General features: G+C 70.5%; 13 protein-coding genes and 1 pseudogene. 6 read left to right on the plus strand and 8 right to left on the minus strand.

All coding sequences use genetic code 11. The annotated features are described in order from the left end of the window. The first annotated feature begins 12 nt into the window (after positions 1–12). Positions 13–1,044 carry a hydroxyacid dehydrogenase gene (locus tag OHA88_RS10065; protein WP_328625191.1) on the plus strand — a complete coding sequence of 344 codons (1,032 nt, stop codon included), beginning with the start codon at positions 13–15 and terminating at the stop codon, positions 1,042–1,044. Next, positions 1,041–2,930: a DUF2264 domain-containing protein gene (locus OHA88_RS10070; protein WP_328625192.1), complete on the plus strand. Its 1,890-nt coding sequence runs from the start codon at positions 1,041–1,043 to the stop codon at positions 2,928–2,930. Before OHA88_RS10065 ends, OHA88_RS10070 begins: the two co-directional genes overlap by 4 nt. 56 nt (positions 2,931–2,986) lie before the next feature. Here the strand turns inward: OHA88_RS10070 and OHA88_RS10075 are convergent, their stop codons facing one another. The 4 genes from OHA88_RS10075 to OHA88_RS10090 form a co-directional block, all read right to left on the minus strand. Further along, complete coding sequence (locus tag OHA88_RS10075; RefSeq protein ID WP_328625193.1) at positions 2,987–3,619, minus strand: LutC/YkgG family protein; 633 nt, start codon at positions 3,617–3,619, stop codon at positions 2,987–2,989. Then, complete coding sequence (locus OHA88_RS10080; RefSeq protein WP_328625194.1) at positions 3,616–5,151, minus strand: LutB/LldF family L-lactate oxidation iron-sulfur protein; 1,536 nt, start codon at positions 5,149–5,151, stop codon at positions 3,616–3,618. Before OHA88_RS10080 ends, OHA88_RS10075 begins: the two co-directional genes overlap by 4 nt. Further along, positions 5,148–5,915 (minus strand): (Fe-S)-binding protein, encoded by a 768-nt coding sequence (locus OHA88_RS10085; protein ID WP_267008299.1) that lies wholly within the window; start codon positions 5,913–5,915, stop codon positions 5,148–5,150. Before OHA88_RS10085 ends, OHA88_RS10080 begins: the two co-directional genes overlap by 4 nt. Before the next feature lie 136 nt (positions 5,916–6,051). Continuing rightward, the gene (locus OHA88_RS10090) at positions 6,052–6,777 is read right to left on the minus strand and encodes a FadR/GntR family transcriptional regulator (protein ID WP_328625195.1); all 726 of its coding nucleotides are present in this window, start codon (positions 6,775–6,777) and stop codon (positions 6,052–6,054) included. A 713-nt stretch (positions 6,778–7,490) separates the two neighbouring features. On the opposite strand from OHA88_RS10090, the gene OHA88_RS10095 reads away from it, so the two are divergent. After that, positions 7,491–10,097 (plus strand): hypothetical protein, encoded by a 2,607-nt coding sequence (locus OHA88_RS10095; RefSeq protein ID WP_328625196.1) that lies wholly within the window; start codon positions 7,491–7,493, stop codon positions 10,095–10,097. Positions 10,098–10,308: 211 nt separating this feature from the next. Next, a pseudogene (locus tag OHA88_RS10100) lies at positions 10,309–10,407 on the plus strand (sugar nucleotide-binding protein); the annotation flags it as partial. Positions 10,408–10,626: 219 nt separating this feature from the next. Here the strand turns inward: OHA88_RS10100 and OHA88_RS10105 are convergent. Next, a complete protein-coding gene (locus tag OHA88_RS10105; RefSeq protein WP_328625197.1) occupies positions 10,627–11,901 on the minus strand; it encodes a glycosyltransferase in 1,275 nt (424 codons plus the stop codon). Beyond that, the gene (locus OHA88_RS10110; RefSeq protein ID WP_266999453.1) at positions 11,898–12,467 is read right to left on the minus strand and encodes a tetratricopeptide repeat protein; all 570 of its coding nucleotides are present in this window, start codon (positions 12,465–12,467) and stop codon (positions 11,898–11,900) included. The genes OHA88_RS10105 and OHA88_RS10110 overlap by 4 nt, the downstream gene beginning before the upstream one ends. A gap of 302 nt (positions 12,468–12,769) precedes the next feature. On the opposite strand from OHA88_RS10110, the gene OHA88_RS10115 reads away from it, so the two are divergent. Then, positions 12,770–12,955 (plus strand): hypothetical protein, encoded by a 186-nt coding sequence (locus OHA88_RS10115; protein WP_328625198.1) that lies wholly within the window; start codon positions 12,770–12,772, stop codon positions 12,953–12,955. A 175-nt stretch (positions 12,956–13,130) separates the two neighbouring features. Here OHA88_RS10115 and OHA88_RS10120 read toward each other — a convergent pair whose 3' ends face one another. Next, on the minus strand, positions 13,131–14,303 hold the full coding sequence (locus tag OHA88_RS10120; protein WP_328625199.1) for an MFS transporter: 1,173 nt from the start codon (positions 14,301–14,303) through the stop codon (positions 13,131–13,133). A 73-nt stretch (positions 14,304–14,376) separates the two neighbouring features. Here OHA88_RS10120 and OHA88_RS10125 point away from each other — a divergent pair, with 73 nt between their 5' ends. Further along, the gene (locus OHA88_RS10125) at positions 14,377–15,183 is read left to right on the plus strand and encodes an AraC family transcriptional regulator (protein WP_328625200.1); all 807 of its coding nucleotides are present in this window, start codon (positions 14,377–14,379) and stop codon (positions 15,181–15,183) included. Here OHA88_RS10125 and OHA88_RS10130 read toward each other — a convergent pair. Further along, complete coding sequence (locus tag OHA88_RS10130) at positions 15,177–16,220, minus strand: S66 family peptidase (RefSeq protein WP_328625201.1); 1,044 nt, start codon at positions 16,218–16,220, stop codon at positions 15,177–15,179. The genes OHA88_RS10125 and OHA88_RS10130 overlap by 7 nt on opposite strands. Positions 16,221–16,225: the final 5 nt, after the last annotated feature.

Genomic DNA, 16,225 nt, shown 5'->3' on the forward strand with positions numbered 1-16,225 from the left:
ACCAGGAGCAAGATGCCCAGCACCACCCTCACCGCAGCCCGTCGGCCGCGCGCCGCCGTCGCCATGAAGCCGGATGCCGCGGCCGCCGTCCTCGCCCCCCGATCCCTGGCCGCACTCGCCGAGGTGTGCGCTCTCGCCCCGCTGCCCGTCCTCGACGACTTCACCACCGACCGTGCCCGCGCCGCACTCGCGGACGCCGAACTCCTGGTCACCGGCTGGGGCTGCCCGCCGCTCGACGAGGCCGTGCTGGCGGCGGCTCCCCGGCTGCGCGCCGTCGTGCACACGGCGGGCTCCGTCCGCGGGCACATCACCGAGGCCTGCTGGGACCGGGGCATCGAAGTGTCCTCGGCCGCCGCCGCCAACGCGCTGCCGGTCGCGGAGTACACCGTCGCGATGATCCTGCTCTCCGGGAAGCGGGCCCTGGAGCGGGCCCGCGACTACCGGGCCGAGCGCCGCCGCGACGACTGGCTGCGCACCTCGCCCGAGGTCGGCAACTACGGCCGCACCGTGGGCATCCTGTCCGCCTCGTTGATCGGCCGGCGCGTCATCGAGCTGCTGCGTCCGTACGACCTGCAGGTGCTGCTGCACGATCCCTACGTCTCCGCGGCGGACGCCGCCGAGCTGGGTGTCCGGCCGGTCGAACTCGCCGAGCTGTTCGCGCAGAGCGACGTGGTGAGCGTCCACACCCCGCTGCTGCCCGCCACCCGCGGGCTCGTCAGTCGTGAACTCCTCACCTCGATGCGCCCGGACGGTGTGCTCATCAACACCTCGCGGGGCGCCGTCGTCGACCAGGACGCGCTCACCGACGTACTCCGTCAGGACCGGATCCGCGCCGTCCTCGACGTCACCGACCCCGACACGCTGCCGTCCGCACACCCCCTGTGGGAGTGCGACAACGCCCTGATCACTCCGCATCTCGCGGGCTCGCAGGGCAACGAGTGGCAGCGGCTGGTCGACCTGGCGGTCCGCGAGATCGGCCGCTGGGCCGCGGGCGACGGTTTCGCCCACCCCGTACGACGCGAAAGGCTGGCATTCCTCGCATGACCTCCCCCCTTGAACTTCCCTCCGACGACCGCGACCTGAGCCCGTACACCGGCTACACCCGGGCGCACTGGGAGGCGGCGGCGGACGGCCTGCTGCGGGCCGCATGGCAGTGGTCGACACCCGGCCGCGCGCTGCTGGACCTGCCGGGCCGGCCGTCCGGATCCGGGGTGCGCTCGGACGGTCTGGAGGGCTATGCCCGTACGTTCCTCGCGGCGGCGTTCCGGGTCGCGGGCGCGGACGGGAAGGATCCGCACGGCTGGCTCGACCGGTACGCGGACGGACTCGCCGCCGGTACCCGGACGCCCGGCCGGGACGATCCGGAGTCCTGGCCGCTGATCCTCGACCACCATGTGCAGGGCCAGCCCATGGTCGAGTCCGCCTCGGTCGCCATCGGGCTGCGGCTGACCCGCCCCTGGTTGTGGGACCGGCTCGATCCGGGCGTCCAGGACCGGGCCGAGGAGTGGCTGCGCGGTGCGCTGCGGCACACCCCCGCACCCAACAACTGGTATCTGTTCCCCTACTCCGTGGCCGCGTTCCTGGAGTCGGTCGGACGCGGCGACGCGGAGACGACCCGGGCGAAGGAGCGGGCGCTCGGCCTGCTGGAGGGCTGGTACTGCGGACAGGGGTGGTACTCCGACGGGGACCACCGAGCCTTCGACCACTACAACGGCTGGGCGCTGCACCTGTATCCGGTGCTGGACGCGCATCTGTCGGGCGACCCTGAGCTGTCCACGCACTTCGGCTCCCGGCTGCGCGAACACCTGGACAGCTTCTCGCTGCTGTTCGGCGGCGACGGCGCGCCGATCCACTTCGGCCGCTCGCTGACCTACCGCTTCGCGGCCGGTTCGGCGGTCGCGCTGGGCGCCGTCACCGGGCACACCCCGCTCTCCCCCGGTGCCTCGCGGCGGGTGATCAGCGGATCGTTGCGCTACTTCCTGGACCGCGGCGCGACGGGCACGGACGGGCTGCTGAGCCTGGGCTGGCACGGTCCGCACGAGGCGACGCTGCAGCACTACTCGGGCCCCGCGTCCCCGTACTGGGCGTCCAAGGCGTTCGTCTCGCTGCTGGCCCCGGAGGGCCATCCGCTGTGGACCGCGACCGAGGAATCCGCGCCCAGCGAGGGCCCCGACCGGGTGCTGGCGCTGCCCGCGCCCGGCCTGCTGATCCAGTCCACCCGGGCGGACGGCATCGTACGGCTGCACAACCACGGCAGTGACCATGTCCGGCCGCACGAGGGCGAGTCGGGTGTGCAGGACGATCCGCTGTACAGCCGTCATTCGTACTCCACGGTGACCGGCCCCACGTCGAACGTGAACGCGGCGGACAACCATCTGGCCGTCGTCGTCGCGGGGGTGCGCAGCGGCCGCCGCAGCATCCGCCCGCTGGGCGCCGGGCAGGGTGACGGCTGGGGCTGGGCCGCGTCCTGGCACCGCCCCGTCTTCACGTCGGGTGCGCCGATGGTGCCGGGGCTGCGGGTCGAGAGCGTCACGGTGGTCCGCGGGAGGTATGAGCTGCGGGTGCACCGGGTGCTGGGCGCGCCGGCCGGGGCACGGGTGGAGCAGACGGGCTGGGCGACCGGCCCGGGCGACGGCGTACGGTCCGCGCTGCACGGACTGCACGGCTGGGAGACTTGGGACGAGGTACGGGCTCCGCAGGGCACGGCGTACACCCGCTGGGCGGTGGTGCCGCGGCTGGGCGCGGACGCGGAGGGGACGGTCCTGCTGGTGTCCCTCGCGTCCCTGACGGCGGAGCCGGACGCGACGGCGCTCGCGGCGGCGGTGAGCGGGGTGAACAACGTGGACGGCGACACGGTCGAGGTCGGCTGGGCGGAGGACGGGGCGACGACCCGTATCGCCTTCGAACCGCTGAAGGTCGAGCACCGCTGACCAGCTGACCAGCTGTCCGCCGGACCGCCTCATGGCCGTCCGGCGGACGACCCGCCCTACGCGTCGATGCGGATCACCACCACCAGCGACCGCGGTCCGTGCACCCCCTCGACCCGCTCCAGCTCGATGTCCGAGGTGGCCGACGGCCCGCTGATCAGCGTCGTCGGCCGCTCCGGCACCAGCCGGCCCACCGCCTCCGGCACCCCCACCTCGACCGCCGACAGATCCACCACGCACACGTGCAGGTCGGGGACGAGCGACAGCGCCCGTCGCCCCTGGTCGGGCGATCCGTCGAGGAAGATCGTGCCGGTCTCGGCGCAGCCGACGGCCGCCCCGGTGACGACACCGTCCAGCGCATCGAGCCGGGGCGCCGGAATGTCGGCACAGTCCTGCTGGACCTCCCCGTCGTACGCGTCGAGCCACCGCTCGTCGAGGCCGGCGGGCACCCCGATTTTCCGGGCACCACGCTCCCGCAGGACCTGCGCGATCACTTCGGCGGTGCGGTCGCCGGTGGACGTGTGCACCTGTGCCTTGTAGTCGACGAGCCGGTCGGTGAAGAGCGCGAGGCGCTCGTCGTCGGGGAGTGTGCGGCCGGTCCGGTAGTCGCGTGGGACGGTGGTGTCGGGGGTGGGTGCGAGAGCCAGGGCGTCCCGGATCCGGCCGAGCACCGTTTCGCGAGCGGTCGTCACTTCTCCTCCTGCTGCTGGTTCCTGCCGTCCTCGGCGGCGGCCCGCATGGTCGCGGCGCCCTCGTCCGACGCCAGCCAGGCGCGGAAGGACTGCTTCGGCGGCGCCGCGGTGTCACGGCTGTCGCTCCACCCGTTGAACGGGGGCGGCAGATGCGAGATCTTCCCGTCCCGCCCGGCGAGGACCCGGCCCAGCCCGGCGGCCTTCTGCGCGGCCGTGAACAGTGTCGGTCTCCTCATCACGCCGGCCGCCGCCTTCATGGCCAGCTTCTCCGCCGTCGTACCGGACTGTTCGGTGTGCTGGTGGCGCAGCTCGACCAGCAGCGACGGGATGTCGATCTTGACCGGGCAGGCGTCGAAGCAGGCGCCGCAGAGAGTGGAGGCGTACGGCAGGGAGCTGTTGGGGTCGTCCTTGGCCGCGTGCATGCCGGCGAGCTGGGGGGTGAGGACCGCCCCGATCGGGCCGGGGTAGGTCGATCCGTACGCATGGCCGCCGGCCCGTTCGTACACCGGGCAGACGTTCAGACAGGCCGAGCAGCGGATGCAGTTCAGCGCCTCGCGCCCGATCCGGTCGGCGAGCGCGGCGGTGCGTCCGTTGTCGAGGAGGACCAGGTGGAAGTCCTGCGGACCGTCGCCGGGCGTCACCCCCGTCCACATCGAGGTGTACGGGTTCATCCGCTCCCCGGTCGACGAGCGCGGCAGCAACTGCAGGAAGACTTCGAGGTCCTGATAGCGCGGCAGCACCTTCTCGATACCCATGACGGTGATCAGGGTGTCGGGCAGGGTCAGGCACATCCGGCCGTTGCCCTCGGACTCGACGACGGACAGGGTGCCGGTCTCGGCGATCCCGAAGTTGGCGCCCGAGACCGCCACCTTCGTCGTCATGAACTTCTCGCGCAGATAGGCGCGGGCCGCGGCGGCCAGATGGGCGGGGACGTTGTCGAGCCGCGGGTCCACACCGGGGATCTCCTTGAGGAAGATCTGCCGGATCTCGTCGCGGTTGCGGTGGATCGCGGGCACCAGGATGTGCGACGGCTTGTCGTGGGCGAGCTGCACGATGAGCTCGGCGAGGTCCGTCTCGTACGGGGTGATGCCGATCGATTCGAGGTGCTCGTTGAGGCCGATCTCCTGGGTGGCCATCGACTTGACCTTGATGACCTCCTTCGATCCGGTCGCGCGGACGAGCCGGGCGACGATCTCGTTGGCCTCGACGCCGTCGCGCGCCCAGTGGACGGTGCCGCCGCGCTCGGTGACCTTCCGCTCCAGCTGCTCAAGGAGTTCGGGGAGCCGGTTCATGGTGTCGGTCTTGATGGCCGAGCCGGCGTCGCGCAGCTGCTCCCAATCGGGCAGTTCACCGGTCACATTGAGGCGTTTGGCGCGGATCGTACGGGTGGCCTTGCCAAGGTTGCGGCGAAGCTGTTCGTTGCGCAGCTCGTCGTGGGCGGCCGCGGGGAACTTCCGGTCGCCGCGCAGATTGCCCGTGCCGTACGGGGAGCGGGGCGGGGTGGCGGGCATGCCGAGGAAGGTGCTGCTCATCGGACGGCCTCCGTCAGGACGTACGGCGAGGTGCGGGTGGAGGAGAGGATCTGTGCGAGGTGCAGGGTCCGGGTGCCCGATGCGATGCGGGAGAGTCCGCCGCCGATGTGCATCAGACAGGACGAGTCTCCCGCGGTGCACACGGCTGCCCCGGTGGTGGTGATGTTGCGCATCTTGTCCTGGAGCATCGCGGTCGACGTCTCCGCGTTCTTCACGGCGAAGGTGCCACCGAACCCGCAGCAGGAGTCGGCTTCTGGAAGCTCGACGAGGTCGATGGAGTCGACGGCCCGCAGCAGCTTCAGGGGCTTCTCACCCACGCGCACCATGCGCAGGGAGTGACAGGTGGGGTGGTACGTGACGCGGTGCGGGAAGTACGCGCCGACACCGGTGACGCCCAGGACGTCGACGAGGAACTCCGACAGCTCGTAGGTCTTGGACTTGACCGTGGCGACGCCCGCGCGCAGCGCCGCGTCCCCGTACCGCTCGGCGATGATCTCGTGCTGGTGGCGGACCGACCCGGCGCAGGATCCCGAGGGCATGACGACTGCGTCGATCGACGCGTCGCCGAACTGCTCGGCGAAGTTCCGCACGAGCGGGACGGGTTCGCGCTGGTAGCCGGTGTTGACGTGCATCTGGCCGCAGCAGGTCTGCTCCGGCGGGAACACCACCTCATGCCCCAGGCGGGCGAGCAGGACCGCGGTGGATTTCACCGCCTCGGGAAAGAGCGTGTCTCCCAGACAGGTGGCGAAGAGTCCGATACGCATGGGGCCTCTCCGATCGTTTCTCTGGCCTTTGTATGGTCGGACCATACTAGCCTCGGTCCGGAACGTGAAGAGGGTCAGGACATACCGAGGGGACGGCACGCGTTCGCACCGTCCCCTGGTTGCTGTCGTGTTGCGGCTACGACTTCTCGTCCACCAGCGTGCCGTGCAGGCTGCGGATGTGCCGCTCGACCAGACCGGCCGCCTTCGCACCCTTGCCCGCGCGCACCAGCCGCAGGAGTTCGGTGTGCTCGGCGTTGAGGCCGGACGCCGTGGCCGGCCAGTCCTCGGCCTCCTCCAGTGCGCGCAGGATCAGCGGGCGCACGGACTCGCGCACGGCGGAGGTGAGCGTGGAGGTCAGTTCATTGCCGGAGCTGCGGGCGATCTCGACGTGGAACCGGGTGTCCAGATCATTGAACTCGGCCACGCCGACGTCCGGCTCCGCCATCCGCACGACCAGTTGCTCCGCTTCGTCGAGGTCCTCCGCGGAGGCATGTGTGGCCGCCGCCTCGAAACTGGACCGCTCCAGCACGACGCGCGCTTCCAGGACGTCCTCCAGGCTGTAGCTGCCGAGGGCGAAGTGCAGTCGCAGCAGCCGGCCAAGGGCGCCATCGGGGTTGCGTACGATCCGTGCCCCGGCATCCGGGCCACGGCCGGGCTGGGCGACGAGGACTCCGATCGTCTCGAGCACCCGCAGCGCCTCACGCAGCGCGGATCTGCTGACCCCGAGGACCGGCGCGAGCTCCCGCTCGGGCGGCAGCCGGTCCCCGGCCTTGAGCTCTCCGGCGAATACCCGCTCCTCGATGCTCTGGAGCACGAGTTCATGTGTACGGGACTGCCGTACGGGTTGCCACTCGACGGGCATCGTTCACCCCCTGCCTCAGCCTCTTCATCTCACTATGTCACACACGACATGTGGTCGGACCAAACACTCGGTACCGAAAGAAGACGCTGCGGCGCCCATTCGCGGGAATGCCGCGCGGCAAGCGAACCGCGATCGCGGTACGAAAAGTGATCCAGAACCACGTTTCCGCCGTCGCTCGCAGACAGGCCCGACTCTTTTGCACTCTTCACTGTTGCCAAGCGCTACTGCATCGGAAGTCGCCGAGACGCCACAGAACCTCACACGCCCGACTCGCGCTTCCGTTCGCGCTCGGGCCCGCGACAGCCTCCGACTGCCCCGTCCGGTGGCGACGTGAAGGACATCCCCTCCCGGCGAACCGTGCAGCGCGGCGTCCGCCGTGGAGGGGGAGTCGAGTTCGTCCACCAGCGCAGCACACCCTCGCGACCTGCACCGAGGTCGCACCGGAGATCGCCACGCCGGGCAGGGGAGGCCAACAGTTCCGCCTCATCGGGTCCATAGATACGACAGGAAGATGGTGCCTGCGGCACATCACCGCCCTTTGGGTGATCTTCATCCACGACACGGAACCTTCCGCACACGTTCAATCACGGAGAGTGAAGGATGCCGATGTCCGTGGCTGCGAGCGACGTGACACGCATGCAAATTAACCGCGCTTATCGAGTGCGCCCGCACGCGGTGTGGTCACTCCGAATTCCGTGAGGAAGGTTCCCTAGGTGAGCCGTAAAACGATCCGAAGCTCTCGCATCAAAACCGCGACGCTGGTTTCGGCGGGCACCCTTGCCGTTGTGCTCAATGTCGTCCCGAGCACGGCGGCGATCGCCGACGCGATCCACAGGTCCGGCACCGAGAACAGCATGGGGCTGCCGGGCCCGAACGGCGCCACCACTGCCGACCGCGACCGCGACGGCGACCGCGGCCCGGAGGGCCCGCGGGGACCAAGGGGCCCGCAGGGACCGCGGGGCCAGGTAGGCCTGCAGGGACCTCAGGGTGTCCCGGGCCAGGACGGCGTGGACGGCGTCGACGGCGTACAGGGCCCGCAGGGTGCGACGGGCGTGGGCACTCAGGGCCCTCAGGGTCACCAGGGCCTCCCGGGTGCCCTCGGTGGCCCCGCGGGCCTTCAGGGCCCCCAGGGTGAGCCGGGCGTGGACGGCGTGGACGGCGTCGACGGCGTGGACGGCGTGGACGGCGTGCAGGGTCCCCAGGGCGGCACGGGCACGCAGGGCGCGCAGGGTGCCCTCGGCTCCCAGGGCACCCAGGGCTCCCAGGGCGTCCCTGGCCTGAGCGGCACGCAGGGCCCCCAGGGCGGCACGGGCACGCAGGGCACCCAGGGTCCCCTCGGCTCCCAGGGCATCCAAGGCTCCCAGGGCTTCCAGGGCTTCCAGGGCGTGGACGGCACCGACGGGACCGACGGGACCGACGGAGCCGACGGCGCACAGGGCCCGCAGGGCGACCTCGGCCCCCAGGGCGGCCCCGGCGTCCAGGGCGGCCCCGGCGTCCAGGGCACACCCGGCACCAACGGCATCAACGGAGCCGACGGAGCCGACGGAGCACAAGGCCCCCAGGGCACCACGGGCACACCCGGCACCAACGGCATCAACGGAACCGACGGAGCCGACGGAGCACAGGGCCCGCAGGGCGAACTCGGCCCCCAGGGCGGCCCCGGCGTCCAGGGCACACCCGGCATCAACGGAACCGACGGCGCACAGGGCCCGCAGGGCACCACGGGCATCCAGGGCACGCCGGGCACACCCGGCATCAACGGAACCGACGGCGCACAGGGCCCGCAGGGCGAACTCGGCCCCCAGGGCGGCCCCGGCGTCCAGGGCACACCCGGCACCAACGGCGTCAACGGCACCGACGGAGCCGACGGAGCACAAGGCCCCCAGGGCACCACGGGCACACCCGGCACCAACGGCACCAACGGCACCGACGGAGCCGACGGAGCACAGGGCCCGCAGGGCGAACTCGGCCCCCAGGGCGGCCCGGGCGTCCAGGGCACACCCGGCATCAACGGAACCGACGGCGCACAGGGCCCGCAGGGCACCACAGGCATCCAGGGCACGCCGGGCGTGAACGGCACCGACGGAGCCGACGGAGCACAAGGCCCCCAGGGCACCACGGGCACACCCGGCACCAACGGAACCGACGGCGCACAGGGCCCGCAGGGCACCACGGGCATCCAGGGCACGCCGGGCGTGAACGGCACCGACGGCGCCGACGGCGCACAGGGCCCGCAGGGCGAACTCGGCCCCCAGGGCGGCCCGGGCGTCCAGGGCACACCCGGCATCAACGGCACCGACGGAGCCGACGGAGCGCAGGGCCCGCAGGGCACCACGGGCACACCCGGCATCAACGGAACCGACGGCGCACAGGGCCCGCAGGGCGAACTCGGCCCCCAGGGCGGCCCGGGCGTCCAGGGCACACCCGGCATCAACGGCACCGACGGAGCCGACGGAGCGCAGGGCCCGCAGGGCACCACGGGCACACCCGGCATCAACGGAACCGACGGCGCACAGGGCCCGCAGGGCGAACTCGGCCCCCAGGGCGGCCCGGGCGTCCAGGGCACACCCGGCATCAACGGCACCGACGGAGCCGACGGAGCACAGGGCCCCCAGGGCACCACGGGCACACCCGGCACCAACGGAACCGACGGCGCACAGGGCCCGCAGGGCGAACTCGGCCCCCAGGGCGGCCCGGGCGTCCAGGGCACACCCGGCATCAACGGCACCGACGGAGCCGACGGAGCACAGGGCCCCCAGGGCACCACGGGCACACCCGGCACCAACGGAACCGACGGCGTACAAGGCCCGCAGGGAACCCTCGGCCCCCAGGGCACGCCGGGCGTGAACGGCACCGACGGAGCGCAGGGCCCCCAGGGCTTCGACGGCACACAGGGCCCGCAGGGTGGCCTCGGCCTCCAGGGGACGCAGGGCGACCTCGGTCCGCAGGGATTCCAGGGTGACGCCGGCCCCCAGGGTGCGCAGGGTGCGGCGGGCGAGGACGGCGTCGCCGGTGCGCAGGGCGCATCGGGCGCACAGGGCCTCCAGGGCGTCCAGGGCACCCAGGGCCTCCAGGGCGCCCAGGGCGCAGCGACGCTTGACACCTACGTCGCGACCGGCACCCAGGGGCCCCAGTCGACTGCCACGTGCGACCCCGGCGACGTTGCCACCGGCGGCGGATACCAGTCCGCCCTCGTAAGCGCCAACGGCGTCGAGCAGAGTCAGCCGGTCACCACCGTCACCGGGCCGCCCGACGGCTGGCAGGCTTCCGACACTCTCGGAGCGCTCACCGCTTACGCGATCTGCCACAACGCGTCATAACTTCCGTGTGAGCGGTGGTGCCGTACAGGCTCTCCGCTTGACCTGGGAATGAGTGGGCGGTGCCCCGAGGCTTCGGCCTCGGGGCACCGTCCGCGTTTCCGATCAGGAAGCAGCTCGGCCATCGGTACAACTCGCGGTCCGGGGCTCACCTTTGTCATGAACAACGGCTCCGGACGACGGCGCCGAGCCTGCCGAGGCGGCGGCCACAATCTTGAGCGGCGCCGGCGTCCGGCATCTCGCGCGGGCCTGCGGGGACAGCCCCGCTGCCCTGCTGCACATTTCCACCGATTACGTGTTCCCGGATGACGCCCGTCAGCCGGACCCCGACCACGCGCCGCCCGGTCCCGTCAACGCGTACGGACGAGACAAGCCGGCGAGGGTCGGGCAGTCGTCGATCTACTGCCGCACACCGGCCCCCCGTGTCGGCTGCCACGAATCTGCCGTGCCCTCGACTCGACCGGAAAGGAGGCGCCCCGCGGAGCTGTCAGCTCCGCGGGGCGCCTCCTTTCGGGACAGGTCCTGGACTGCCCTAGACCAGCAGTGGTCCGCCGCAACGTGCGGCGCCGTCCTTCACCGCGATGAGGTTCGCCACGACGTAGGAGATGTTGTTCCTGGAGTGCCAGTCGGTCGGGTAGTAGGTGACCAGCCGTGAATTCTGGAACCGGGCCTCGATCTCGGGCACGAAGGTCCGGTACTGGTTGTCCGTGTAGTACCAGAAGGAGTTCTCGTTGTAGAAGGCGACGTGTGTCGGATCCTGGTACGCGCCGCGGCCGTCGGAGCTCGGCGTCATGGTGAGGAGCATGCCCCCGGGAGCCAGCAGCCGGTACAGCTCGTTGATCAGCGGCACCTTCGCGGGCACATGCTCGAGGAAGTCCACCGCCCGCAGCAGGCCGACGGAGCCGTCGGGCAGGTCCAGTTTCCCTGGCAGGGTCGCGACGATGTCGACCCCCTCTCCCGGATGCTGGTCCACGCCCAGATAGCCGGGCGGCTTCCGGTGGGCTGCGCCGAGGTCCAGCGCGAACAGTCCGCGGCGCCGGGTCCAGGCCAGGGCGTTGGCCTCGACGTACTTGTCGTACAGGGCGACCGTCTCACGCTGGATGTGTGCGTTGATCTCCGGATCACGCTGCGTGTTCGCGGGGTGGATCCGCTGCAGGTACAGGCAGCGAGGGATGTGGTGGAAGTCGCCGGCCTGGAAGAGACGGCACATCAGGTCCTGGTCGTCCAGGACCGTACGGGTGGCGTCGTATCCACCGACCTTCTCGTAGATATCCTTGCGGAACGCCCGTACGTGGTTGGGCGCGTACCAGATGTACGAGACGTTGTGCGGCGTCGGAGCCATGGACAGAGCCTGCAGTAGCCGACGGCCGTCGACGTTCACATCCTCGTACTGCCAGCCGTGCTCCTTGTTGAAGCGGCTCTCGTCCCGGCCCCCGTCCTGGGTGATCTGTGCGGTGTTGCTGTACACGAAAACGGCCTCGGGATTGGCGTCGAACGCCTCGGCGAGCTCCGCCAGGCATCCCTTCGCCAGCAGATCGTCGTGGTCGAGTTCCACGAGGATCTCCCCGCGCGCCAGTTCACAGGCCCTTCGCTTGGCGGCCCCGACGCCGTGGACATCGTCCGCGATCTCCACACGGACACGCTCGTCGGGCTGCTCCGGCCTCCACCGGGCGCCGTTGTTGAGCAGGACGATCCACTCCCAGTCCGAACAGGTCTGTGCCTGCAAGGTGGTCAGGCACTCATCGAGGAATCGCGGCCTGTGACTGGGGGTGAAGACGGAGAACCTCGGTGTCGCAGTCGACGTCATTCGGTAGTACCTGCTTGGCTAGTTGACGGTGATGGGCTTGCGGAATCCTGGAAGGGTTCCGGCACGAGAGAAAGCAGTTTGGGGTCGACCGCAACGGCGCGGCCGAATGCGTCCTGGGCCTCGTCGTCGCGGCCTTTCTTCGCCAGAACCTGCCCCAGGTGCAGGTAGGCCGTGGAGGCCTTCGAGTTGTGGGCGACGACACGCTTCAGGAGACTGATGGCGCGGTCGGGCTCGCTGGACTTGAGCAATAGCGCCTCATTGAAAAGGGCGGAGTCGAACGATGGATCGATCTTCAACGCCTTGTCATAGGCCGCGCGGGCATCAGCCTTCTTGCCGTCCCGCTGCGCGATGACACCCAGGTTGTACCAGGCGATTTTGTTGTGCGGATCCAGGGCCACCACCCGCTTGAAGGTGGTGGTCGCCCCGGAGAAATCCTGGTACTGCGACTGCATAAGGCCGGCGCTCAGAAGCGTCTGCGCCTCCGAGGCGGCCGATTTGGCCTCGGATTCCGAGGTGGCGGCCGGCTGGGACAGAATCGCCCAGACTGCTGCCCCGGTGGCAACCACGGCCGTTGCGGCGAGTCCTGTCCACAATCGCCTACGTTTCACTTGGTCACATCTCATGGAGTCGGTGTGGGGTGGGATGGAATGGATCCGGCTGATGCCGATCGACCGACTCGGGCGCCCTGAGGGCGGTGCCGAAGAGACCGGATTCCGAACCTCCTTCATTGTCACCAAAGTTACGAGGTGACCGTTATGGCGTCACGATTCGTCAGGGACTTAGGGCATACAGACCACCCGAACGTACGCATCCAGGGGCGCCATTCACTTGAAGTCGACGATGCGAATCCCGGGGTGACACTGCATTCTTGAGCGGGCTCACCGGCAATTCGTCGGCTGACGAGGGTGGTCATCGCGGTCAAGAGTCTGATGATCTGCATGAGAAAGTCCCACTGCCACACCCGGCGCAGCATTTTCCGCACGGTGAAGTCAGCCAGAGTCCCGGCGAGTTCATCGGCTCAGACGTCAACATCGTTCCATTTCGGAATGTGTGACAGTATCGGCGGCCCGTGGCGATCTCAGCCGACACTGATCTGACCGAGGTGCCGGCCGAACCGCTCGCCCCGCTGTCACGCTCGCCAAGTGATGGGCCACCCCGTCGCGCAGGCGCACGCGCCCAGTTCAGGCGTACGTATCACGCCACCCACGCCCTGCATGCCAATTCCGGCGTCACACACGACATGTGGGCGAACCGATCACGCGGCGCGCCGGCAGGACAGCGACGATCAGCCCGGCCGCCGTGGCGGCGACGCCCGTGCCGGCCACCGCGGACCAGCCGCCGCCCACCCAGGCGACTGTTCCGACGAGCGAGCCGACCGCGATGCCGAGGAAGCGGAACGTGAAGTAGAGCGTGTTGAGGCGGTTGTGCAGAGCGGGATCGAGAGTGAACAGAGCGGTCTGACAGGCGGCTTGGCTGCCCCAGACACCCACATCCAGGACGACCACACCGGCGATGAGCCACCCGAGCCCGGTGCCGCCGGGCAGGAGTACGAGCCAGCCCACGGCGACCAGGCCGATCAGCGCGGCCAGGGCACCCCGATGCCCGAGGCGGTCGGCCAGCCGCCCGGCGTACGGAGAGGCGAGGGCGCTGGCCGCGGCGACGAGTCCGAACAGCCCGATCACGGTCGGTCCGAGGCGGTAGTGCCCCTCCAGCAGAAAGGTCAGCGCGGTCCAGAACGCGCCGAACGCGATCCCGACCAGCACACCGGAAAGCGTGATGCGGCGGACCAACGGGTGGGCGGCGAAGAGCCGCGGCAGCGAGGACAGGGTCGCCCGGTAGCCGATGTCCCCCGCGGCCGGGACGTACGGCAGCGTCCGCCGAAGCACGAGCATCAGCAGCAGGGTCAGCGCAGCGGAGCACCCGTAGACGGGCCGCCATCCGACCAGTTCGCCCAGCGCCCCCGCGTAGGCGCGGGAGGCCAGCACCCCGACCAGCAGGCCGCCCTGTACGGTGCCGACGATCCGTCCCCGGCCCCCGCTCCCTGCCAGCGCGACGGCGAGCGGGGTGACGAGCTGCGGGACCGGGGAGAGCAGCCCGACGGCGAAGCTCGACACGATCAGCGCGCACACGCCGGTCGACACTGCGCAGCCGGCGAGCGCGAGCGCGGACGCCGTACCGAGGCCGAGGATCAGCCGCCGCCGGTCCCGGCTGTCGCCGGCGGGCACGAGCAGGAGGATTCCTGCCGCGTAGCCGAGCTGGGTCGCGGTGGGTACGGCCCCGAGTGCGTCGGGCGCGACGCCGAACGACGCGGCAACGGCCCCCAGCAGCGGCTGGTTGAGATAGACGTTTGCCGCAGTGACGGCACTGGTGGTGGCGAGCAGGACGGTCAGCTTCTGGATCACATGCGCCGACGCTAGGCCGACCCCGTACTGGCATACTTTCGCCGGAGTGCCAACACCTGTCGAGAGTGCGCCAATGTACGGGAAGAGCGAGCAGCGCGACGACTACCAGGACGTGCCGAGGCCGGTCGCCGCGATGGCGCGCGATCTGCCGGACGGGCATCACATCCCGCCGCACGAACACCGGCGGGCGCAGCTGATCTACGGCACGACGGGTGCCATCACGGTCGTCACCGACCATGGCGCCTGGGTGGTTCCCGCCACCCGGGGCGTCTGGCTCCCGGCCGGCCTCACCCATGCGATGACGTGCGCGGGCGCGGTCGCCATGCGCACGCTCTACATCGAGCCCCAGCCGGACTGGCGGCTGCCCGCCGACCCCACGGTCGTCTCGGTGTCCCCGCTGCTGCGTGAACTCATCGACGAGGCGACGCGGCTGCCCGTGAAGTACGAGCGCACGGGCCGGGACGGCAAGATCATGGAACTGCTGCTCCTGCTGCTCGCACCGCGCCCGGTTCCCGCGCTGCATCTTCCCGCCTCCGCCGATCCCCAGCTGCTCGGACTGTGCGAGGCGATCCGGCAGGCGCCGGGCCGGCCGTGGACGACGTCACTGGCCGCGGCATACACGCACATGAGCCCGCGGAGTCTGCAGCGGAGGTTCACCGCGGCGACCGGTCTGAGCCTGGCCCGCTGGGTGCAGCAGGCCAGGCTCGTCCATGCGGTGACGCTGCTCGCCAGGAACACCCCGGTCACCGCTGTCGCCACCGGTCTCGGCTACGCGACACCCAGTGCGTTCACGGCGATGTTCCGCCGCGCGCTGGGAACGACCCCTTCGGCATACTTCGCCGACGAGGAAGAAGCCCACCGGCAAGTGGGGCCTCAGTAGGTCACGACGATACGGCGGGCGGGTCCGTCGACCCGGATGTTCCCGCCGTACGGGATCACCATCTGCGGGTCCGTGTGGCCGAGGTCGACATCGAGGACGGCCATCGTGTCGGGGGCGTACTCGCTCAACGCGCGCAGAACGGCCTGCCGTTGCTCCGCACGGAACCGGTCTCCCTCCTCGGCGTCGAGCGGCTGTGCGAACGACCAGCACTTCGCCCGCCCCATGATCAGCACGGGGAACTGCTGCAGGAGCCCACGCTCCCCCATGCTCCGCAGGATCCGGTAGACCTCGTCGGCAGAGGGCATCTCCTCGGACGTCTCCAGGAAGAGCACGCTGCCTGCGTAGTCGCGGACCGGCCGGATCTCGCGGTCGGCCATGAGCAGCCACGCCAGGATCTCCAGGTTGCCTCCCCAGCCGGGTCCTTCGACGACCCGGTCGGCGTTGTGCCAGATCCAGCCGTCGGCGGGTCGCATCTCGGGCTCGGAGTCGAAGGTCCGGGGGTCCTCCCAGCGGCGGTTGACGTGGTCGGTCTCCTTGGCGGGAGTCAATTCGTAGGTGCCATGGGTGAAGAGGGCCGCTCGCAAGGAGTCGGCGGTCAGCGGGTGCATCGCACCGGGGCGTCCGAGTTCGACCATCACCGACCCGCCGTGGTAGCCCACGATGCCCAGGTTCCGGAGCAGGGCCAGCAGGTTGGTGTTGTCGCTGTATCCGAAGAACGGCTTGGGATTGGCGCGCAGGAGCTCGCGGTCCAGGTGTGGAAGGACGGTGATCTGGTCGTCACCGCCGATGCTGGCGATCACCGCCTTGATCTCGGGGTCGGCGAATGCCGCGTGGATATCGGTGGCCCGCTCGGCCGGGGTCGACCCCATGGTCCGCGTCGTCGGATACTCCACCACTTCGAGCCCGAACTCGTCGCGGAGTCTGCGCAGCCCCAACTCGTAGGGCAGGGGCAGAATTCCGGGAAGTCCGGAGGACGGGGAGACGACGGCGATGCGGTCGCCGGGGCGGGGCTTGTCCGGGTAGCTGGGTGTCGTCATCCGGC

This window comes from Streptomyces sp. NBC_00353, assembly GCF_036108815.1.
Lineage (GTDB): Bacteria > Actinomycetota > Actinomycetes > Streptomycetales > Streptomycetaceae > Streptomyces.